The following is a 21,539-nucleotide window of genomic DNA, read 5'->3' on the forward strand; positions in this document are numbered from 1 at the left end:
AACCGTCAAGCCATGATTTGTGTCATCCAATTATAGTTACCCAAAGTAATTCGGGCTGTATCGCGGCGGCAAGAGAACGAGTCCCGATGAGCTTACTCAAGTAAGTGATTCGGGTGAGTAAACGCAGCCAACAAAGAGACAGCGTGAAGTACGAAGGGTAAAGCTACTCGCAGCCTGCACGAAACTCACTCGGGCTGGCACCGGTACATTTCTTAAAGACGCGTGAAAAATAGAGCTGGTCTTCAAAACCGACGTTGCGCCCGACGCTGGCAATCGGCATGCGGGTGGTGCTGAGCAACAGTTTTGCCTGGAGAATGCGTTGGTCTTCACGCCAGCTTAAAACGCTGACACCAAGCTGCTGGCGGAACAGATGCGACAGGCGTGAAGGCGATAAACAGACATGCTGCGCCACCCCTGCAATATCAAAATGGTTATCGGCCAAGTGGTCGCTGATATACTGGCAGGCATCGCGGACACGGTTATCAAGCGGTGGATTGAGGGAGGCATTCAGCACCTCCATGCGCCGCAACAACAACTGCTCTAACAGGTTAATCGCCAGCAATTCAGCGTAGCGCCCTTCTGCCTGCCCGGCTTCAATTATCTGGCCAAACAACTGTGAAAAATTCTGCTGATGGGCGTCATCAGGTCGGAAGAAACCGGTATGCGCAAAGATAGGGTCCCAGTTTAACCACTCCTGCCAGTACGCACGCGGACGGAAGTAAACCCACTGGTGATACCACTCTTTACTGTCCGGGGCGCGGCCATAGTGATGCACTTCACCCGGAGGGAAAAGCAGAATATCGCCAGGACGGCAGACGTAGTTTTTCCCCTGATTATTGATAACCCCTTCACCCTTCACCGTTAAATTAAGGATGTAACCTTTCATTCCTAACGGACGGTCGATGAAAAAATCCAGCGGCCCTTCGGCTTCAATCGGCGTTAATCCCGCGACTAAATGGGCATTAAAAGAGTACCCCGGTAACAGAGGGTCATTTTGCATTTCAGCCATCAACAAGCTCGCTATTCAAGAGGGATTACAGAAACAATTTGTCCATATCCGTGCTATGCCTTGCCAGGGCAACACTGTCTGAACCGTAAACCGTCCGATTCTCATCATAAAGCCGCAATTTACCTGCACCTATGCTTTTTATCTGACAACCAGGAGGTTTTAAGAAGATAACCAATGTGTTTATAAAAGTAGCAGAAATATCCACATCGATTATTTGCGGGGCGTCACACTTCTCAAAGGCACAGCACATTTCTCCATAACTACAGCGAATACGACCTGACTGTTTTTCTGCATAAAAACTAATGTCATTTCCATAGATAACAGGTCAGGGAGTTTAAAAATGTCGATTGCGCTGGGCCTCGATTTTGGTAGCGATTCTGTTCGCGCTTTAGCCGTTGATTGTGAAAATGGTGCAGAGCTTGCGACCAGTGTGGAATGGTATCCACGCTGGCAGGAAGGCCAATATTGCGACGCCCCAAACAACCAGTTTCGCCATCACCCACGAGACTATATTGAGTCCATGGAACGGGCAGTAAAAACCGTTCTCGCCGAACTGACGGCTGAACAGCGCGCCCGGGTTTGTGGTATTGGCGTTGACAGCACCGGTTCAACTCCCGCGCCAATTGATGCCCAAGGGAATGTGCTGGCTCTGACGCCAGAGTTTGCCGACAACCCGAACGCCATGTTTGTGTTGTGGAAAGATCACACCGCAGTAGAAGAAGCCGAAGCCATTACCCGCTTGTGCCATCAGTCTGGGAAAGATGACTACTCCCGTTATATCGGCGGCATCTACTCGAGCGAATGGTTCTGGGCAAAAATCCTGCACGTGACCCGCGCTGACCCAAAAGTGGCCAAAGCAGCTGTGTCGTGGATTGAATTGTGTGACTGGGTTCCCGCACTGCTTTCCGGCACCACCCAACCGCAGGATATTCGCCGTGGCCGCTGTAGCGCCGGGCATAAGTCTTTGTGGCATGAAAGCTGGGGCGGTCTTCCTCCGGCCAGTTTCTTCGACGAGTTAGATCCGGTTATTAACCAGAATCTGGCTTACCCGATGTTTACCGAAACCTGGACTGCTGATGTTCCGGTTGGGACACTTTCCCCCGAATGGTCTGAACGCCTCGGTCTGCCGCAAAACGTGGTGATTTCCGGTGGCGCGTTTGACTGCCATATGGGCGCTGTTGGCGCTGGTGCACAGCCGAACACGCTGGTGAAAGTTATCGGCACCTCCACTTGCGACATTTTGATTGCCGACAAACCCACCGTTGGCGACCGCGCAGTAAAAGGCATTTGTGGGCAGGTTGATGGTAGCGTGATCCCTGATTTTATCGGCCTCGAAGCCGGGCAATCGGCATTCGGCGATATCTACGCCTGGTTTGGCCGTGTCCTTGGCTGGCCGCTGGAACAACTGGCGCTTGCACATCCGGAACTGCGTGAGCAAATCAATGCCAGCAAGAAACAACTGCTGCCGGCGCTGACGGAAGCCTGGGCTAAGAACCCCTCTCTTGAGCATCTGCCGGTCGTACTCGACTGGTTTAACGGCCGTCGCACCCCGAATGCCAACCAGCGCCTGAAAGGGGTGATCACCGATTTAAACCTGGCGACCGATGCACCCGCGCTGTTCGGTGGGCTGATTGCCGCAACCGCCTTTGGTGCCCGCGCCATTATGGAGTGCTTCACCGAACAAGGTATCCCCGTCACTCACGTGATGGCGCTTGGCGGAATTGCACGAAAATCCCCGGTCATCATGCAGGTTTGCTCTGACGTACTAAATCGTCCATTGCAGATTGTTGCCTCTGACCAGTGCTGCGCATTAGGCGCCGCCATTTTTGCCGCCGTTGCGGCGGGCATTCACGCGGATATTTCCCGCGCCCAGCTCGCTATGGCCAGCCAGATTGAAAGCACCCTGCAACCTGATTCCCAACGCGCCGAGCGCTTTGAACAGCTCTATCGCCGTTACCAGCAATGGGCGGTTAGCGCGGAACAACACTATCTCCCTTCTGCCCCAGCTGCGGTTACTCGTGTAGCTCAGGCCACTGTGACCCATTAAGGACATGACGATGAACATTTTTGAACAATATGAAGTGTGGTTTGTAATTGGCAGCCAGCATCTCTACGGTGCGGAAACGTTGCGTCAGGTAAATCAACACGCCGAACAGGTTGTGAATGCGCTCAACAAAGAAGCCAAACTGCCGTGCAAACTGGTGTTGAAACCTTTGGGTACGTCGCCGGATGAAATTACCGCTATCTGCCGCGATGCCAGCTACAGCGATAAATGTGCCGGAATGGTAGTGTGGCTGCACACCTTCTCGCCGGCAAAAATGTGGATCAACGGCCTGAGCATCCTGACCAAGCCGCTGCTGCAATTCCATACCCAGTTCAATGCGCAAATCCCATGGGGCAGTATTGATATGGACTTTATGAACCTGAACCAGACCGCGCATGGCGGCCGTGAGTTCGGTTTTATCGGCGCACGTATGCGCCAGCAGCACACCGTGGTGACCGGTCATTGGCAAGATCCACAAGCCCATCAACGCATTGGTTCCTGGATGCGCCAGGCGGTGTCCAAACAAGATACTCGTCAGCTAAAAGTGGTGCGTTTTGGTGACAACATGCGTGAAGTTGCCGTGACCGATGGCGACAAAGTTGCCGCGCAGATGAAATTCGGCTTCTCCGTTAATACCTATGCGGTCGGCGACCTAGTTGAAGTGGTTAACGCTGTCAGCGAAGGGGATGTCAACGCGCTGGTCGATGAATACGAAAGCAGTTACCGCCTGACCGCCGTTGCGCAAATCAATGGTGAAAAACGCCAGAATGTCATTGATGCCGCGCGCATTGAATTGGGGATGAAACAGTTCCTCGAACATGGCGGTTTCAACGCCTTTACCACTACCTTTGAAGACCTGCATGGCCTGAAACAACTTCCGGGCCTTGCAGTGCAACGCCTGATGCAGCAAGGCTACGGCTTTGCGGGCGAAGGCGACTGGAAAACTGCCGCTTTGCTTCGCATCATGAAGGTGATGTCAACCGGTCTGCAAGGCGGCACCTCTTTCATGGAGGACTACACCTATCACTTCGAAAATGGCAACGATATGGTGCTCGGCTCCCACATGCTGGAAGTCTGCCCTTCGATCGCACTGGCTGAAAAAGCGATTCTCGATGTGCAGCATTTAGGGATCGGTGGCAAAGACGATCCTGCCCGCTTGATCTTCTCAACGCAAACTGGCCCTGCTCTGAACGCAAGCCTTATCGATCTTGGCGATCGTTTCCGCCTGCTGGTGAACTGCGTTGATACCGTTGAAGCCCCGCACCAGTTGCCGAAACTTCCGGTGGCTAATGCTCTGTGGAAAGCACAACCCGATCTACCAACCGCTTCTGAAGCGTGGATCCTGGCCGGTGGCGCGCACCACACGGTGTTCAGCCAGTCTCTGACGCTTGACGATATGCGCTTGTTCAGCGAATTGCATGGCATCGAACTGTCGGTTATCGACAACGATACCCGCCTGCCTGCGTTTAAAGATTCGCTGCGCTGGAACGAGGTTTATTACAGCTTCAAACGCTAGTTTCTTTGGCCCTCACCCTAACCCTCTCCCCCAGGAGAGGGGATTTCCTTTTCCCCCTAGCCCTCAGGGAGAGGGTCGGGGTGAGGATTGTTTGACAAACTAAGGATCAAACATGTTAGAAGATCTCAAACGTCAGGTGCTCGAAGCGAATCTCGCGCTGCCAAAACACAACCTGGTGACGCTGACCTGGGGTAACGTCAGCGCCGTCGATCGTGAACGGGGGGTGCTGGTCATCAAACCGTCCGGCGTCGATTACAGCATCATGACGGCTGAAGACATGGTAGTGGTGAGCCTCGAAACCGGCGAAGTGGTTGAAGGCAATAAAAAACCTTCGTCAGATACACCAACCCATCGCCTGCTGTATCTGCAATTTCCGCACATCGGCGGCATCGTCCACACCCACTCGCGCCACGCGACCATTTGGGCGCAGGCCGGGAAATCCATTCCCGCAACGGGCACCACTCACGCGGATTACTTTTACGGCACCATCCCTTGCACTCGCAAAATGACCGATGAAGAGATCAACGGTGATTACGAATGGCAAACCGGTGAAGTCATCGTGAAAACCTTTGCTGAACGAGGGATCGATGCCGCACAAATGCCCGGGGTGCTGGTGCATTCTCACGGCCCATTTGCCTGGGGAAAAGATCCGGTTGATGCGGTTCATAACGCGATCGTGCTGGAAGAAGTGGCCTATATGGGAATATTCTGTCGACATCTTTCCCCTGAATTACCGGATATGCAACAAACGCTGCTGGATAAACATTATTTGCGTAAGCATGGCGCGAAGGCTTATTACGGGCAGTAGTTAAAAGTGGCGCTAATAAGCGTCACATCTTTCTAAATAAACTCCAGGTTAATTTTTTGGTATTAATCTCGTAAATTACTTAATCTGATACAATACATTTTTAGCATTTGTATTTATTAAAACATAGGCATATAACTCAGTTAAAAAGGAGAGTTTATATGGCTAACTTAGTTTACATGACAACAACAGGTGAAAAACAAGGTTACATCTCTCAAGGATGCGGAGCCTACGACTCCCTAGGAAATAAATGCCAAATCAATCATCTGGATCAAATATTTGTTTTGGCACTCACACACAGCACTCATCGGCAACAACATATCAATCACCAACCCCTTAGCATTACTAAACTAATCGATAAATCGTCGCCATTATTTGGCGTTGCCATCGTAAATAATGAAAAGCTTCAGTGTGTTATTGATGTCTACAGTACCGATAAAACAGGCTTTAACAGGAAATATTATTCCATTGAGCTCAGGGACGCATTCTTGGCTGACGTTTCTATTAATATTCCTCATTCGATAGATCATAACGATGCCCAACCAGAAGAAACTCTCCTCCTCAGTTTTAAAAGTATTACATGGAATCATCATGTTGCTGGGACTTCAGGTTATAGTTTTTGGGAAGATAATGTTTATTAGGGGGAATGATGAGCAAAAGAGAAGATATTAGAGATGCTTCGATGGCATTATCCATGGATAACGGCTTAATATATACAAAATTATTAGGATGGATAGACCTTGGTCACGCCCAGGCTAATGATGCGAGAAGGCTAAAATCAATATTACTCGAAGAGCAAGGCCGCAAGTTTTTCCCAGAGTTCAACGATTGGTATTTCCCGGTGGATTACTATCAGGAAATGGGGAAAAACGAGAAAATCTTTGGCCTCCAATTTGAAGGCAGAATTGGCGTTCATAGTCCTCTGATGGTTAAGTCATGTCTTACCTGGGAAGTGAAGCGAAGAATAGCGCTCACAATCATGATGAAGACAGCTTACAGATTTGAGGCTTTTCAAGAATCCTCGCTATTTAGTTGGCGTTCAGATAGCGGTTTTAGTGGTGAAGATATGGTGTCTGATCTTGTTGGCTTTTATCGTATATTTGGTGAGGGTATTGATCCCGTAATTCTTGCTCAACCGACAACTAAAGAATATGCATTATGGATTTGGGATTACTATGGGGCTATAGGTACTTTCAAAAACAAAGAATTTAGACCATTACTATTTCCCTCTCCTTCACCACATAGTAAAAGTTCACCACGAAAAGGTTTTTTGCCTTCATGGCTAAATTATATAAAGCCTTTATCTGATTTAGAAAACAACCACATTCTTAATAGATATCAAAACGAACCTCTAAAGGATTTATTTACTGATACAAACAGAATAAATCAAGAACTATACGTATCGTTAAGAAAGCGTGGATGGGATGTCACTAACAACCAGAAAAACACTCTTATGCCACCTAACATCCATATGTCAGAACATACACCATTAAGAGTTGATTATTTTACTATTGATAATGACTACTAATTTTATATGTATGGACTATTAACCATGAGTAAAGTCAGTAAATATTTTATACTTTTCTTTGCATTCATATTCACATTGTTATGTTCAATGGCATTTTCTTTTATATTTTTAACTAGCTACACTTTAGATGGAGTAGAGTATTCTAGGAATAATTTATTCGATTATTATTTCCTCACGCCGTCGATAATCAAAACTACACCTTACATATCTGATAAAGCAATATATTATTCACAAGGCGATGATAACTATGGATTTACTCGAGATAAAGTCACATGGGAAGATGTTATTGATACTGTTGCAGCGCGCAATAAACTAGAGATTTACTTAACAAATCAGGGTGTACAATTAAATAGTGATAATAATAAAGAAGAGAAATTTCTCATTGTTTCTTTCGAACATACAATTAGCCTCGAGATAATTAATTATACAAGATAGAGTTATCTTCGTCCACAAAGCACTGTATATAAAAGCAGTAAACTTGCATGAAGTGGTCTATAATCAGACCACTTTTCCTTTATGAGAATGCAGCGTGTCACAAGCCCGCCAAGGTTTTTTGCTAACGCGTCACTGGCGAGATACCCCGCTCGGTACTGAAGTTGAGTTTTGGCTGGCTACGGACGATGGCCCGGTTAAGGTGCGTCTGCCGCGCCAGGAGTCGGTCGCGTTTATCCCCCAGTCGCAACAATCCGAAGTTGCTCGCTTGCTCGCGAAAGAAAGCCAGTATCGGCTCACACCGCTGCCCCTCAAAGATTTCCACCGCCAACCTGTTTGCGGCCTTTATTGCCGACAGCATCGCCAGCTTATGCGTATCGAAAAAGTGCTGCGTGATGGCGGAATAACAGTTTACGAAGCCGATATTCGCCCGCCAGAACGTTTTTTGATGGAGCGTTTTATTACCGCTCCCGTCTGGTTTAGCGGCGAGCAGCAAAATAATCGGGTGGTTGAAACGAAGCTGAAACCCGCACCGGAGTACCGCCCGTCGCTGAAATGGGTGTCGCTGGATATCGAAACAAATCGCCACGGTGAGCTCTATTGCATCGGCCTGGAAGGTTGCGGGCAGCGTGTCGTCTACATGCTTGGACCGGAAAACGGTGACGCCAGCGGGCTGGATTTCACGCTGGAATACGTCGCCAGCCGGCCACTGCTTATCGAAAAACTCAATAGCTGGTTTGCCGAGCACGATCCCGATGTGTTGATCGGCTGGAATGTGGTGCAGTTCGACTTGCGTGTGCTGCAAAAAATGGCCGATCGTTATCAGGTTCCGCTGCGCCTTGGGCGCGAGAACAATTTGCTCGAATGGCGTGAGCACGGTTTTAAACAAGGTGTGTTTTTCGCGCAGGCCGCTGGGCGCGTAATTATCGACGGTATCGAAGCCCTGCGTTCCGCATTCTGGAATTTCTCCTCGTTTTCCCTAGAGACAGTGTCCCGGGAACTGCTTGGTGAAGGCAAAGCGATTGATAACCCGTGGCAACGGATGGACGAAATTGACCGGCGTTTTGCGGAAGATAAACCGGCACTGGCGAAATACAACCTTAAAGACTGTGAGCTGGTGACACGTATTTTCCATAAAACCGAGCTGATGCCCTTTTTACTGGAACGGGCAACGGTAAACGGTTTGCCGTTGGACAGGCATGGTGGTTCGGTTGCCGCATTTGGTCACCTTTATATTCCGCGTATGCACCGCGCCGGTTATGTTGCCCCAAATCTTGGCAGCGTCCCCCCGCAGGCGAGCCCCGGCGGTTATGTTATGGACTCACGCCCGGGCCTTTATGACTCGGTGTTAGCGCTCGATTACAAAAGCCTTTATCCGTCGATTATCCGCACTTTTCTTATCGACCCAGTAGGCCTGGTTGAAGGGATGGCTCACCCGGAACCTGAGCATTCCGTTGAGGGTTTTCTCGGTGCGCATTTTTCCCGAACCACACATTGCCTGCCGGAAATCGTCGGGCAAATCTGGTCAGGGCGCGATGAAGCCAAACGCCATGGCAACAAGCCTTTGTCCCAGGCGCTAAAGATCATTATGAATGCGTTTTACGGGGTGTTGGGCACCAGTGCCTGCCGTTTCTTCGATCCTCGCCTTGCCTCGTCGATCACCATGCGAGGGCACCAGATCATGCTGCAAACCCGAGAGCTGATTGAATCTCAGGGCTATGACGTGATTTACGGAGACACGGATTCTACGTTTGTCTGGCTGAAAAAAGCCCACTCAGAAGAAGATGCGGCGCGTATCGGCCAGCAATTAGTGAATCACGTTAATGCGTGGTGGAAAGCCCATCTGCAACAGACTCAGCAACTGGACAGCCAGCTTGAGCTGGAATACGAGTCCCACTTTTGCCGCTTCCTGATGCCAACCATTCGCGGCACCGTTGAAGGTTCCAAAAAACGCTACGCCGGAATGATTCAGGAAAATGATAAGCAGCGGATGGTGTTTAAAGGGCTGGAAACCGTGCGTACTGACTGGACGCCACTAGCGCAAGAGTTCCAGAAAACGCTTTATTTACGGGTTTTTCGCAACGAGCCGTATCAGGATTATATTCGCGAAACTATCGCCAGTTTGATGGCTGGTGAACTGGATGATCAGCTGATTTACCGTAAACGCCTGCGTCGGCCATTAAGCGAATATCAAAAAAATGTGCCGCCGCATGTCCGTGCCGCACGCCTTGCGGATGAGCATAATCAACGGCTTGGGCGGGCTGCACAATATCAGAACCGCGGGACAATCAAGTATGTGATTACCACTAACGGTCCTGAGCCTGTGGATTATCAGGAATCGCCGCTGGACTACGATCACTACCTGACCCGCCAGCTCCAACCCGTGGCTGAAGGAATTTTACCCTTCCTTGAGGATGACTTTGCTACACTGATGACAGGACAGTTAGGGTTATTTTGACGGTGACGAACGCGTTTCCTTCCAGTACCATAGCGCCCTCCTGAATCATCCTTAAATCTACTTTTGAACTACCGCCCCCTTTGCGCGCGGTCGTTTTACTATTGCCTGCAAATCTTAGTCACTGATAATAGAGCCGAAATCTTATGCCTTTTACACTTGGTCAACGTTGGATCAGCGATACCGAAAGCGAACTGGGACTGGGAACCGTGGTCGCTTTAGACACACGCATGGTAACCCTGCTCTACCCTGCCACCGGTGAAAATCGACTGTACGCCAGAAATGACTCACCTATCACGCGCGTGATGTTTAACCCGGGTGATACCGTCACCAGCCATGAAGGCTGGCAACTCAAAGTTGATGAAGTTATAGAAGAAAACGGCTTACTGGCCTACATCGGTACTCGTCTGGATACCGAAGAAGCCGGTACGACTCTGCGCGAAGTTTTCCTCGACAGCAAACTGGTGTTCAGCAAGCCGCAAGACAGACTGTTTGCCGGGCAAATTGACCGTATGGATCGCTTCGCCCTGCGTTACCGTTCCCGTGTTTACCAAAGCGAGCAGTATCGCCAACCGTGGAGCGGCCTGCGCGGCATGCGCACTAGCCTTATCCCGCACCAGTTGAACATCGCTCACGACGTGGGTCGTCGCCATGCACCACGCGTGTTGCTGGCGGACGAAGTCGGTTTAGGTAAAACCATTGAAGCCGGCATGATTTTGCATCAACAGCTGCTGGCTGGCAGCGCTGAACGCGTCCTGATCGTAGTGCCGGAAACCCTGCAACACCAGTGGTTGGTCGAGATGCTTCGCCGCTTTAACCTGCGTTTTTCTCTCTTTGATGATGAGCGTTACGCCGAAGCCCAGCACGACAGCGATAACCCATTCGAAACAGAACAACTGGTTATCTGTTCGCTTGATTTCGTGCGCCGCAGCAAGCAACGCCTTGAGCATCTTTGTGAAGCCGAATGGGATTTGTTGGTGGTCGATGAAGCCCACCATTTGGTGTGGAGCGAAAATGCCCCGAGTCGTGAATACCAGGCCATCGAACAGCTGGCAGAACACATTCCGGGTATCTTGCTGTTAACCGCAACGCCTGAGCAGTTGGGAATGGAAAGCCACTTCGCACGTTTGCGTTTGCTGGACCCGAGCCGTTTCCACGATTTCGAGCAGTTTGTTGAAGAGCAGCAACACTACCGCCCTGTGGCCGATGCCGTTGCATTGCTGTTAGCAGGCAATCACCTGACCAACGATCAACTCAATATGCTGAGTGAATTGATTGGCGAGCAGGATATCGAGCCTCTGCTGCAAACCGCAAACAGCGACCGTGAAGGTAGCGCTGCGGCACGCCAGGAGCTGATCTCCATGCTGATGGACCGCCATGGCACCAGCCGTGTGCTGTTCCGTAACACCCGTAATGGCGTGAAAGGTTTCCCGAAACGCGAACTGCATACCATTCGTTTGCCACTGCCGCTGCAGTATCAAACCGCGATTAAAGTGTCCGGCATCATGGCCGCACGTAAATCCGTGGAAGAACGTGCACGCGATATGCTCTACCCGGAGCAGATTTATCAGGAATTTGAAGGTGATAGCGGCACGTGGTGGAACTTCGACCCGCGTGTAGAATGGCTGATGGGTTACCTGACCAGCCACCGCTCTCAGAAGGTGCTGGTGATTTGTGCCAAAGCGGCGACAGCATTGCAACTCGAGCAAGTTCTGCGTGAGCGTGAAGGCATTCGTGCTGCCGTGTTCCATGAAGGTATGTCCATCATCGAACGTGACCGTGCAGCCGCATGGTTTGCCGAAGAAGATACCGGTGCTCAGGTGCTGCTGTGTTCCGAGATTGGTTCCGAAGGCCGCAATTTCCAGTTCGCAAGCCAGTTGGTCATGTTCGATTTGCCGTTTAACCCGGACCTGCTGGAACAACGTATTGGCCGTCTGGACCGTATCGGCCAGGCGCACGATATTCAGGTCCACGTTCCGTACCTTGAGAAAACCGCGCAATCAGTTCTGGTTAAGTGGTTCCATGAAGGCCTGGATGCCTTCGAGCACACTTGCCCAACCGGCCGCACAATTTACGACAGTGTCTATCCACAACTGATTGAGTATCTGGCAGCACCTGAGAATACCGACGGTTTTGATGCGCTGATCAAGCAGTGCCGCGAGCAGCATGATGCGCTGAAGATTCAGCTCGAGCAGGGTCGTGACCGCCTGCTGGAAATTCACTCCAATGGCGGTGAGAAATCACAAGCGTTGGCGCAGTCCATTTCCGAGCAGGACAACGACACCAATCTGGTGAGTTTTGCCCTGAACTTGTTCGATATCGTCGGCATCAACCAGGACGATCGTGGCGATAACATGGTGGTGCTGACACCTGGCGATCATATGCTGGTGCCTGATTTCCCAGGGCTTCCGGAAGATGGTTGTACTATCACCTTTGAACGTGAAGTGGCCCTGTCGCGTGAAGATGCGCAGTTTGTTACCTGGGAACACCCGATCATCCGTAATGGCCTGGATCTGATTCTGTCTGGCGATACCGGCAGCTGTGCGCTCTCTTTGTTGAAAAACAAAGCGCTGCCTGTGGGGACATTATTGCTGGAGCTGATTTATGTTGTTGAGGCAAAAGCGCCGAAGCAATTGCAGCTCAACCGCTTCCTGCCGCCAACGCCTGTACGCATGCTGGTGGACAAAAACGGCACCAACCTTGCCGCTCAGGTGGAATTCGAAAGCTTTAACCGCCAGCTCAGCACAGTGAATCGCCATACCGGCAGTAAACTGGTGAATGCGGTGCAGCAAGATGTCCACGCAATTTTGCAACTGGCAGAAGAGAAAGTGGAAGCTGCAGCGCAAGTGTTGATCAAAGCTGCTCGTGAAGAAGCTGATGAGAAACTGAGCTCTGAGCTTTCCCGTCTGGAAGCGCTGAAAGCGGTGAACCCGAACATCCGTGATGATGAACTCGAAGCAATCGAAAGCAACCGTCAGCAAGTGTTGGAAAGCCTCGCGCAAGCCAACTGGCGTCTGGATGCTTTGCGTCTGATCGTGGTGACACACCAATAATGATTATGGAACCCTATAACCCGCCAACCGAACCCTGGTTAGTCATCCTTTATCAGGATGAACATATTATGGTGGTCAACAAACCTTCGGGCTTGTTGTCTGTACCTGGACGTCTTGATGAGCACAAAGACAGCGTGATGACCCGCATTCAGCGCGACTTCCCGCAGGCAGAATCAGTGCATCGCCTGGATATGGCCACCAGCGGCGTCATTGCCGTGGCGCTGACGAAAGCAGCTGAACGTGAGCTGAAGCGTCAGTTCCGTGAACGTGAGCCAAAGAAGCAGTATGTGGCGCGGGTTTGGGGCCATCCTCAGCCGGAAGAAGGCCTGGTGGATTTACCGCTGATTTGTGACTGGCCGAACCGGCCAAAGCAGAAAGTGTGTTATGAAACCGGCAAAGCGGCACAGACGGAATATCAGGTTCTGGATTATGCAGCGGATAACACGGCTCGAGTGCTGTTAAAACCGATTACCGGACGCTCACATCAGTTACGCGTGCATATGCTGGCAATGGGTCACCCCATTCTTGGCGATCGCTTTTACGCGACACCAGAAGCCCTGGCAATGGCTCCACGTTTACAGCTTCATGCTGAAATGCTGACCATTACCCATCCCGAGTATGGAACACCCATGACGTTCCGCGCCCCGGCAGACTTCTAAAAAAAAGCCTCTCAAATTGAGAGGCTTTTCTATTACTTAAATCCTTTCGCCGTCTTAATCAGATCGTACGCTTTCTGTATTTCCTGCGCTTTCTGCTTGGCCATATCCATCATTTCTGGTGGTAAACCTTTAGCAACCAGCTTATCAGGGTGATGCTCACTCATTAATTTGCGGTATGCACGCTTAATGGCCGTTGCATCATCAGTGCTTTTAACACCGAGTACATTGCACGCATCTTCGAGAGTCGGACCGCGTTGTTGCTGGAAACCTCCGCCCTGCGACTGGCTGTATCCACCACCGAATTGCTGACCGCCTTCCATCATGCGTAAGAACTGATCGAACTGTATGCGCGAAATGCCGAGCTCTTCCGCAATAACGTACAAAACTTCACGCTCGTTAGGATGCAAAGAGCCATCCGCAAACGCCGCCTGGATTTGAATTTCAAGAAACATCCGAATCAGGTCAAAACGGCCAAAGCACACACTACGTAACTGACGCATTTTTTCACGTAGCGGATAACCGTTCTCTTTACCTACACGAAATGCGTGTTGTGCGGCACTGCGCGCATCTCCATGTAATTGCATACGGTCCATTAAGAGCGATGCAATCTGGATATCCGCTTCTGTGACGCGCCCTTTTGACTTAGTCAGATGGCCCATCACTTCAAAAGTGGTGCTGAAAAACAGTGACTGCCGCTGTTGTTGGTTAGAAAACCATGACCGACGACGGCTGCGTACCTTGTCGATGGCATGGCCAATCAATAGCCCCAACACCACACCCCAGAAGCCACCACCCATAATAAGTGCTATTGCGACACCGAGTACTTTTCCCCAATACTGCATATACTCCCCAAATCGTCATGCCGTCAGCTAGAATTTGCTTTATCATACCCGTCATTGATAGCGGTGCCTAACGGCAGACTACTGAGCGGGCAGGATTAACACTAGCGCTGTAGTGATGAGTAAGTTAGTCTCTGACCGTTTGCCGACGCTATACCCTATAGCATTCAATATGAAGCAAGGCGGCAAGTAAGAGAATATCCAGTCCCTCAGTTGGCTAAAAGACTGGCATAACCAAGCGCCGCCAACGCCTCTGCATCTTAATGATGATGGGTATAAGCCATTGATGACGGAACAACGAATAACACGTATGAAAAAACGTATTCCCACCTTGCTGGCCACTTTGATTGGCGCAGCACTATATAGTCAACAAGGTATGGCGGCCGATCTCGCGTCGCAGTGTATGCTTGGCATCCCAAGTTACAACCGCCCATTGGTTGAAGGGGATACCAACAACCTGCCTGTCACTATAAATGCCGATCACGCAAAAGGAAATTATCCTGACGATGCGGTGTTTAGTGGCAATGTGGATATACAGCAAGGCAACAGCCGCCTGCAATCTGACGAAGTGCTGCTGCACCAGAAACAGGTAGAAGGCCAGCCCGACCCGGTTCGCACCGTCGATGCGGTCGGTAACGTCCACTACGACGATAATCAGGTGATTCTTAAAGGGCCAAAAGCCTGGTCAAACCTGAATACCAAAGATACCAACGTCTGGGAAGGCGACTACCAAATGGTAGACCGCCAGGGTCGTGGTACTGCCGACCTGATGAAACAGCGTGCGAACAATCGCTACACCATTCTGGAAAATGGCACATTTACTTCCTGTTTACCGGGTTCGAATACCTGGAGCGTTGTGGGAAGTGAAGTTATTCAGGACCGGGAAGAAGAAGTCGCGGAAATCTGGAATGCCCGTTTTAAACTGGGCCCGGTTCCGGTCTTCTATAGCCCTTATTTGCAGTTACCGATTGGCGATAAACGCCGCTCGGGCTTCCTGATCCCGAATGCGAAATACAGTACCAACAACGGCCTGGAATTCTCTCTGCCGTATTACTGGAACATCGCACCGAACTTTGATGCCACGATCACTCCCCACTATATGGAGCAGCGTGGCACGCAATGGCAGAACGAATTCCGTTACCTGACCAAAGCGGGTACAGGTGTGATGGAGTTCGATTACCTGCTGTCTGATGACGAATATAAAGACGATACTGCCAAAAATCCTGAAGGGGATGAACGCCGCTGGTTGTTCTACTGGAATCATAGCGGTGTAATGGATCAGGTGTGGCGTTTCAATATCGACTACACCAAAGTCAGCGATCCTAACTACTTCAACGATTTTACGTCGCAATACGGTTCCAGTACTGACGGCTATGCCACACAGAAATTTAGCGTCGGTTATGCCGTCGAGAATTTCGACGCCACACTTTCGACGAAACAGTTCCAGATTTTCGATTCCCAACGTAATAGTGGTGCAAATTCATACAGCGCTCAACCGCAACTGGACGTTAACTTCTATCAGAATGATGTTGGGCCGTTTGATACGCGCATTTACGGTCAGGCAGTTAAATTCACTAACTTTAACAACAATATGCCGGAAGCAACGCGTCTGCACCTTGAGCCGGTTATTAGTCTGCCATTGTCCAATGGCTGGGCGAGTCTGAATACCGAAGCCAAATTGATGGCGACGCATTATCAGCAGGACAACCTCGAGAAATACGAAAAAAACGTCAATCCTGACAGTAAGCTAGAATCGACAGTGAACCGCACCCTGCCCCAGTTCAAAATGGATGGGAAGCTGATTTTCGACCGCGATATGGATTCAGTCGCAGATTGGAAACAGACGCTAGAACCGCGCGTACAATATCTGTATGTCCCGTATCGTGACCAAAGCAATATCAATAACTACGACTCCGCGCTGTTGCAGAGTGACTACAACGGCTTGTTCCGCGATCGTACTTATGGCGGTCTTGACCGTATTGCTTCAGCAAATCAGGTTACAACCGGTGTCACCACTCGCGTTTATGATGATGCTGCCGTTGAACGTTTTAATGTTTCTGTTGGTCAAATCTACTACTTCACCAAGTCTCGTACTGGTGATGAAACGCTTAACAGTGAAAAAGGCGATGAAACAGGTTCTGTTGTATGGGCTGGTGATACCTATTGGCGTATGACCGACCGTTGGGGTTTACGTGGCGGGTTGCAGTACGATACGCGTCTCGATAACGTAGCGACGGGTAATGGCGTGATTGAATATCGCAAAGACAATGATCGTCTGGTGCAATTCAACTACCGTTATGCAAGCCCTGAATACATTGGTGCGACTATTTCTAACATCAACATCAATGCGGACCAGTACAAAGATGGCATCTCACAAGTTGGGATGACAGCAAGCTGGCCAATTGTTGATCGTTGGTCTGTCGTTGGTGCCTATTACTACGACACCAAAGCGCAACAAGCCGCAGATTCCATGCTGGCCGTGCAGTACAACTCCTGCTGTTATGCGATTCGTGTTGGTTACGAGCGCAAAATTAACGGCTGGGAAAATGACCAAAGCAAATACGATAACGTAATTGGCTTTAACATCGAGTTACGTGGCCTGAGTTCCAACTACGGCCTGGGCACACAGCAGATGTTGCGTTCAAACATTCTGCCGTATCAGAGCTCGATGTAATTCACTTTGACTAGAATTAGCAGTCCGCTTTGCGGCTAAACAATGGAAAAAGTATGAAGAATTGGAGAACGCTGCTTCTCGGTATCGCCCTGGTGGCGAATACCTCTTTCGCGGCCCCACAAGTGGTCGATAAAGTTGCAGCCGTAGTGAACAACGGTGTAGTACTGGAAAGTGATGTTGACGGCATGATGCAGTCAGTGAAGACAGGGGCCCAACAAGCAGGGCAACAACTTCCTGACGACAACACCCTGCGTCATCAAATTTTGGAACGTCTGATCATGGATCAAATCCTGTTGCAGATGGGCCAAAAAATGGGCGTTAAAGTGAGTGATGAGCAGATTGATAAAGCCATTGCCGATATCGCCGCTCAGAACAAAATGAGCATGGACCAGATGCGTAGTCGTCTGGCCTATGACGGCGTTAATTACAATACTTACCGTGCTCAGATCCGCAAAGAAATGACCATTTCGGAAGTGCGTAATAACGAAGTTCGTCGTCGCGTGTCCATTCTGCCGCAGGAAGTTGACGCCCTGGCGCAGCAGGTGGGTAGCCAAAATGACAGCAGCACCGAACTGAACATGAGCCACATCCTGATTCCACTGCCGGAAAACCCAACTTCTACTCAGGTAGACGATGCGGAGAAACAAGCGCGTGACATCGTTTCACAAGCGCAAAACGGTGGTGATTTCGGCAAACTGGCTATCACCTATTCTGCTGACCAACAAGCACTGAAAGGCGGTCAAATGGGTTGGGGTCGTATTCAGGAACTGCCATCTATTTTCGCTCAGGCTTTAAGCACCGCGAAAAAAGGTGATGTGATTGGCCCAATTCGTTCAGGTGTAGGTTTCCACATTCTGAAAGTTAACGACTTACGTGGCCAAAGCCAGAGCATTTCGGTGACGGAAGTTCATGCGCGCCATATTTTACTGAAATCCTCTCCAATTATGAGTGACGATCAGGCTCGCGCTAAGCTGACACAGATTGCAGCAGACATTAAGAGTGGCAAAACCACTTTCGATAAAGCAGCAAAAGCATTCTCTGAAGATCCAGGTTCTGCCAACCAGGGCGGTGATTTGGGTTGGGCGGCGACCGATATCTACGATCCAGCATTCCGTGATGCCCTGTCAAAAATGCATAAAGGCGAGTTGAGTGCACCTGTTCACTCCTCATTTGGCTGGCACCTGATTGAGCTTCTCGATACCCGCAACGTTGATAAGACCGATGCGGCACAGAAAGATCGTGCCTATCGTATGCTGTTCAACCGTAAGTTCTCGGAAGAAGCACAGACCTGGATGCAGGAACAACGTGCATCCGCCTACGTGAAAATTATAGGAAGCAATGGCTAATATCCATCGCGTGGTCATCACTCCCGGCGAACCCGCCGGGATTGGCCCCGACCTGGTCATCGCGCTGGCAAGCCGCGACTGGCCCTTAGAACTGGTTGTCGCCGCTTCGCCTGAACTTCTCCAGGAACGTGCCGCCCTCCTTGGCCTTCCACTCAAGCTTAAAACTTACCAACCTGGTTCACCTGCAAGCCCGCAAGCTGCTGGCACAATCACCATTCTCCCCATCGAATTACGCGCCCCAGCCGTACCAGGGCAACTGGATGTAAGAAACAGTGCGTATGTCATAGAGATGCTGGCTCGTGCGTGTGACGGTTGTATTAGCGGCGAATTTGCCGCGTTGATAACCGGGCCGGTCCACAAAGGCATCATCAATGATGCTGGCATCCCGTTCATCGGCCATACCGAGTTTTTTGAAGAGCGATCGCACAGCGAAAAAGTTGTGATGATGCTGGCGACAGAAGAGTTACGTGTCGCGCTTGCGACGACGCATCTGCCGCTTAAAGCCATTAGTGACGCGATAACGCCAGATTTATTACGCCAGATAATCACCATCCTGTATCATGACCTGCAAACCAAGTTTGGTATTGCGCAGCCGCATGTGCTGGTTTGTGGCCTGAACCCCCATGCCGGGGAAGGTGGTCACATGGGCACTGAAGAAATTGATACCATCATTCCAGTGCTGAATGAAATGCGTGGTCTGGGAATGAAGCTTTCTGGCCCGCTACCGGCAGATACGCTGTTTCAGCCTAAGTATCTCAATAACGCCGACGCAGTACTGGCGATGTACCACGATCAGGGCCTACCGGTACTCAAATACCAGGGATTTGGCCGCGCGGTAAATATCACACTAGGCTTACCTTTTATCCGCACTTCGGTTGACCATGGAACCGCGCTAGAACTAGCGGGTCTTGGGAAAGCCGATGTCGGCAGTTTTACTACGGCGCTTAATCTCGCCATCAAGATGATTGTTAATACTCAATGAATACTCGTGTCCACCAGGGCCATTTAGCCCGTAAACGTTTTGGACAAAACTTCCTTAATGACCAGTTCGTTATCGACAGTATTGTCTCTGCTATTAATCCACTGAAAGGCCAGGCGATGGTTGAAATCGGCCCCGGCCTCGGCGCATTAACCGAGCCTGTGGGTGAACGCCTGGATGAAATGACGGTCATCGAACTGGACCGCGATCTTGCAGCCCGTTTGCAGACGCATCCATTCCTGGCACCTAAGCTGACGATTTATCAGCAAGATGCCATGACGATGGATTTTGGAGAGCTGTCGCAAAAAATCGGCAAGCCGTTGCGCGTATTTGGCAACCTGCCGTATAACATCTCCACGCCATTGATGTTCCATCTCTTTAGCTATACTGATGCCATTGCAGACATGCACTTTATGCTGCAAAAAGAGGTGGTAAACCGTTTAGTTGCTGGCCCTAACTGTAAAGCGTATGGTCGTTTATCAGTCATGGCGCAGTATTATTGTAATGTGATTCCAGTACTTGAAGTGCCGCCAACGGCCTTCACCCCGGCGCCGAAAGTTGATTCTGCCGTTGTGCGTCTGGTACCACATGCAACAATACCGAATCCAGTGAAAGAGTTGCGTGTGTTAAGCCGCATCACCACTGAAGCCTTCAATAAGCGTCGCAAAACGATTCGTAACAGCCTGGGCCATCTGTTTAGCCCTGAGGTGATGGCGGAGCTGGGAATCGACGCAACCCTACGCGCTGAGAACATCTCAGTCGCACAGTATTGCAAGCTGGCAAACTATTTGGCTGACAATCCGCAGCAGCCAAAGGAGAGTTAACGATGTTAAATTCGCCCCGCGTATGCATTCAGGTACAAAGCGTTTATATCGAATCTCAGTCCTCCCCGGAGAACGAACGTTTCGTCTTTGCTTATACCGTAACCATCCGTAATCTGGGGCGAACACCGGTGCAATTGCTTGGCCGTTATTGGCTAATAACCAATGGAAACGGCCATGAAACTGAAGTTCAGGGCGAAGGCGTGATTGGCGTCCAGCCGCATATTGAACCGGGCAACGAATACAGCTATACAAGCGGTGCTGTTATTGAAACACCGCTTGGCACTATGCAAGGCCATTACGAAATGGTCGACTCTCAGGGCGATGCCTTCCGTGTCGCCATTCCTGTATTCCGTTTGGCAATTCCAGCCTTCATTCACTGATACGATGTCTACATACCTGATTGGCGACGTTCACGGCTGTTACGATGAACTGATCGCTTTACTGCAACAGGTTGAGTTTACGCCTGGCAAAGATATTTTATGGCTTACGGGCGATCTCGTCGCACGTGGACCCGGCTCGCTTGAAGTTCTGCGCTACGTGCGTGGGCTTGGCGATAGCGTGCGTATTGTTCTCGGTAACCACGATCTGCATCTGCTGGCGGTTTATGCAGGCATCAGCCGTAATAAACCTAAAGATCGCGTTTCACCGTTACTGGAAGCGCCTGATGTCGACGAGCTGCTGAACTGGTTGCGTCGTCAGCCGCTACTCCAGGTTGATGAAGAGAAAAAACTGGTGATGGCACACGCTGGTATCACGCCACAGTGGGATTTAACGACCGCCATGGCCTGCGCCCGTGATGTCGAAGCGGTGTTATCAAGCGACAGCTATCCGTTGTTCCTCGACGCAATGTATGGCGATATGCCGAATAACTGGACGCCAGAGCTTTCTGGGCTAGCCCGCCTGCGGTTTATTACCAATTCCCTGACACGCATGCGTTATTGCTTCCCGAATGGGCAACTGGACATGTACTGCAAAGACACGCCAGAAAGCGCCCCTGCACCGCTAAAACCCTGGTTTGCTATTTCAGGGCCGGTGACCGATGAGTATTCGGTTATCTTCGGGCACTGGGCATCACTGGAAGGTAAAGGTACGCCGGAAGGGATTTACGGACTGGATACCGGTTGCTGCTGGGGTGGCGGGTTAACCTGCCTGCGCTGGGAAGATAAAAAGTATTTTGTTCAGCCATCGAATCGCAAGCCAGATGTTGGCGATGGTGAAACGGCTATCGCTTCATAATAAAAAGCCCGGTTATATCCGTCATAATTCAAGTTGCATGAGCGTTGGCTGCTCTCGTTCACCTCAGTCACTTACGTTAGTAAGCTCCTGGGGATTCACTCCTTTGCCGCCTTCCTGCAACTCGAATTATTTTGGATATA

16 protein-coding genes are annotated in these 21,539 nt (G+C 50.4%); 14 read left to right on the plus strand and 2 right to left on the minus strand.

Going from position 1 to position 21,539, the window contains the following annotated elements; all coding sequences use genetic code 11:
* Positions 1–163 precede the first annotated feature (163 nt).
* Positions 164–1,009: an arabinose operon transcriptional regulator AraC gene (araC, locus tag M975_RS15505; RefSeq protein ID WP_064513725.1), complete on the minus strand. Its 846-nt coding sequence runs from the start codon at positions 1,007–1,009 to the stop codon at positions 164–166.
* A gap of 340 nt (positions 1,010–1,349) precedes the next feature.
* On the opposite strand from araC, the gene araB reads away from it, so the two are divergent.
* The 8 genes from araB to rluA all read left to right on the plus strand — a co-directional run bounded on the left by araB (position 1,350) and on the right by rluA (position 13,501).
* Positions 1,350–3,056, plus strand: a complete 1,707-nt coding sequence (gene araB / locus M975_RS15515) for a ribulokinase (RefSeq protein WP_064560824.1) — start codon at positions 1,350–1,352, stop codon at positions 3,054–3,056.
* Between the two features lie 10 nt (positions 3,057–3,066).
* Positions 3,067–4,569: an L-arabinose isomerase gene (gene araA, locus M975_RS15520; RefSeq protein ID WP_064560825.1), complete on the plus strand. Its 1,503-nt coding sequence runs from the start codon at positions 3,067–3,069 to the stop codon at positions 4,567–4,569.
* A 112-nt stretch (positions 4,570–4,681) separates the two neighbouring features.
* Entirely contained in the window at positions 4,682–5,377 is a 696-nt protein-coding gene (gene araD / locus M975_RS15525; RefSeq protein ID WP_064560826.1) for an L-ribulose-5-phosphate 4-epimerase, read from the plus strand.
* Between the two features lie 158 nt (positions 5,378–5,535).
* Entirely contained in the window at positions 5,536–6,015 is a 480-nt protein-coding gene (locus tag M975_RS15530) for an Hcp family type VI secretion system effector (RefSeq protein WP_064560827.1), read from the plus strand.
* Between the two features lie 8 nt (positions 6,016–6,023).
* A complete protein-coding gene (locus M975_RS15535; RefSeq protein WP_064560828.1) occupies positions 6,024–6,902 on the plus strand; it encodes a hypothetical protein in 879 nt (292 codons plus the stop codon).
* A gap of 529 nt (positions 6,903–7,431) precedes the next feature.
* Positions 7,432–9,792, plus strand: coding sequence for a DNA polymerase II (gene polB / locus M975_RS15545; RefSeq protein ID WP_064560830.1), 2,361 nt, complete (start codon positions 7,432–7,434; stop codon positions 9,790–9,792).
* A 143-nt stretch (positions 9,793–9,935) separates the two neighbouring features.
* Positions 9,936–12,842 (plus strand): RNA polymerase-associated protein RapA, encoded by a 2,907-nt coding sequence (rapA, locus tag M975_RS15550; protein WP_064560831.1) that lies wholly within the window; start codon positions 9,936–9,938, stop codon positions 12,840–12,842.
* The gene (gene rluA / locus M975_RS15555; RefSeq protein ID WP_064560832.1) at positions 12,842–13,501 is read left to right on the plus strand and encodes a bifunctional tRNA pseudouridine(32) synthase/23S rRNA pseudouridine(746) synthase RluA; all 660 of its coding nucleotides are present in this window, start codon (positions 12,842–12,844) and stop codon (positions 13,499–13,501) included. Before rapA ends, rluA begins: the two co-directional genes overlap by 1 nt.
* Positions 13,502–13,533: 32 nt before the next feature.
* Here the strand turns inward: rluA and djlA are convergent, their stop codons facing one another.
* On the minus strand, positions 13,534–14,343 hold the full coding sequence (gene djlA / locus M975_RS15560) for a co-chaperone DjlA (RefSeq protein ID WP_064560833.1): 810 nt from the start codon (positions 14,341–14,343) through the stop codon (positions 13,534–13,536).
* A gap of 307 nt (positions 14,344–14,650) precedes the next feature.
* On the opposite strand from djlA, the gene lptD reads away from it, so the two are divergent.
* From lptD to apaH, 6 genes are read left to right on the plus strand one after another with little or no spacing between them, the layout of a single operon-like run.
* Positions 14,651–17,014, plus strand: coding sequence for an LPS assembly protein LptD (gene lptD, locus M975_RS15565; protein WP_064560834.1), 2,364 nt, complete (start codon positions 14,651–14,653; stop codon positions 17,012–17,014).
* Positions 17,015–17,067: 53 nt separating this feature from the next.
* On the plus strand, positions 17,068–18,360 hold the full coding sequence (gene surA / locus M975_RS15570; RefSeq protein ID WP_064560835.1) for a peptidylprolyl isomerase SurA: 1,293 nt from the start codon (positions 17,068–17,070) through the stop codon (positions 18,358–18,360).
* Positions 18,353–19,342, plus strand: coding sequence for a 4-hydroxythreonine-4-phosphate dehydrogenase PdxA (gene pdxA / locus M975_RS15575; protein WP_064560836.1), 990 nt, complete (start codon positions 18,353–18,355; stop codon positions 19,340–19,342). The genes surA and pdxA overlap by 8 nt, the downstream gene beginning before the upstream one ends.
* Positions 19,339–20,163, plus strand: coding sequence for a 16S rRNA (adenine(1518)-N(6)/adenine(1519)-N(6))-dimethyltransferase RsmA (gene rsmA, locus M975_RS15580; protein ID WP_064560837.1), 825 nt, complete (start codon positions 19,339–19,341; stop codon positions 20,161–20,163). Before pdxA ends, rsmA begins: the two co-directional genes overlap by 4 nt.
* A gap of 2 nt (positions 20,164–20,165) precedes the next feature.
* Positions 20,166–20,543 (plus strand): Co2+/Mg2+ efflux protein ApaG, encoded by a 378-nt coding sequence (gene apaG / locus M975_RS15585; RefSeq protein WP_064560838.1) that lies wholly within the window; start codon positions 20,166–20,168, stop codon positions 20,541–20,543.
* A gap of 4 nt (positions 20,544–20,547) precedes the next feature.
* Positions 20,548–21,399 carry a bis(5'-nucleosyl)-tetraphosphatase (symmetrical) ApaH gene (gene apaH / locus M975_RS15590; RefSeq protein WP_064560839.1) on the plus strand — a complete coding sequence of 284 codons (852 nt, stop codon included), beginning with the start codon at positions 20,548–20,550 and terminating at the stop codon, positions 21,397–21,399.
* Positions 21,400–21,539 lie beyond the last annotated feature (140 nt).

The organism is Buttiauxella brennerae ATCC 51605 (assembly GCF_001654925.1).
GTDB lineage: Bacteria > Pseudomonadota > Gammaproteobacteria > Enterobacterales > Enterobacteriaceae > Buttiauxella > Buttiauxella brennerae.

What these genes read in the sequence shown, in the direction of transcription:
- araC (WP_064513725.1), bottom strand. Translation starts at nt 1,009, where the DNA reads ATGGCTGAAATGCAAAATGACCCTCTGTTACCGGGGTACTCTTTTAAT.
- araB (WP_064560824.1), top strand. Translation starts at nt 1,350, where the DNA reads ATGTCGATTGCGCTGGGCCTCGATTTTGGTAGCGATTCTGTTCGCGCT.
- araA (WP_064560825.1), top strand. Translation starts at nt 3,067, where the DNA reads ATGAACATTTTTGAACAATATGAAGTGTGGTTTGTAATTGGCAGCCAG.
- araD (WP_064560826.1), top strand. Translation starts at nt 4,682, where the DNA reads ATGTTAGAAGATCTCAAACGTCAGGTGCTCGAAGCGAATCTCGCGCTG.
- M975_RS15530 (WP_064560827.1), top strand. Translation starts at nt 5,536, where the DNA reads ATGGCTAACTTAGTTTACATGACAACAACAGGTGAAAAACAAGGTTAC.
- M975_RS15535 (WP_064560828.1), top strand. Translation starts at nt 6,024, where the DNA reads ATGAGCAAAAGAGAAGATATTAGAGATGCTTCGATGGCATTATCCATG.
- rapA (WP_064560831.1), top strand. Translation starts at nt 9,936, where the DNA reads ATGCCTTTTACACTTGGTCAACGTTGGATCAGCGATACCGAAAGCGAA.
- rluA (WP_064560832.1), top strand. Translation starts at nt 12,842, where the DNA reads ATGATTATGGAACCCTATAACCCGCCAACCGAACCCTGGTTAGTCATC.
- djlA (WP_064560833.1), bottom strand. Translation starts at nt 14,343, where the DNA reads ATGCAGTATTGGGGAAAAGTACTCGGTGTCGCAATAGCACTTATTATG.
- lptD (WP_064560834.1), top strand. Translation starts at nt 14,651, where the DNA reads ATGAAAAAACGTATTCCCACCTTGCTGGCCACTTTGATTGGCGCAGCA.
- surA (WP_064560835.1), top strand. Translation starts at nt 17,068, where the DNA reads ATGAAGAATTGGAGAACGCTGCTTCTCGGTATCGCCCTGGTGGCGAAT.
- pdxA (WP_064560836.1), top strand. Translation starts at nt 18,353, where the DNA reads ATGGCTAATATCCATCGCGTGGTCATCACTCCCGGCGAACCCGCCGGG.
- rsmA (WP_064560837.1), top strand. Translation starts at nt 19,339, where the DNA reads ATGAATACTCGTGTCCACCAGGGCCATTTAGCCCGTAAACGTTTTGGA.
- apaG (WP_064560838.1), top strand. Translation starts at nt 20,166, where the DNA reads ATGTTAAATTCGCCCCGCGTATGCATTCAGGTACAAAGCGTTTATATC.
- apaH (WP_064560839.1), top strand. Translation starts at nt 20,548, where the DNA reads ATGTCTACATACCTGATTGGCGACGTTCACGGCTGTTACGATGAACTG.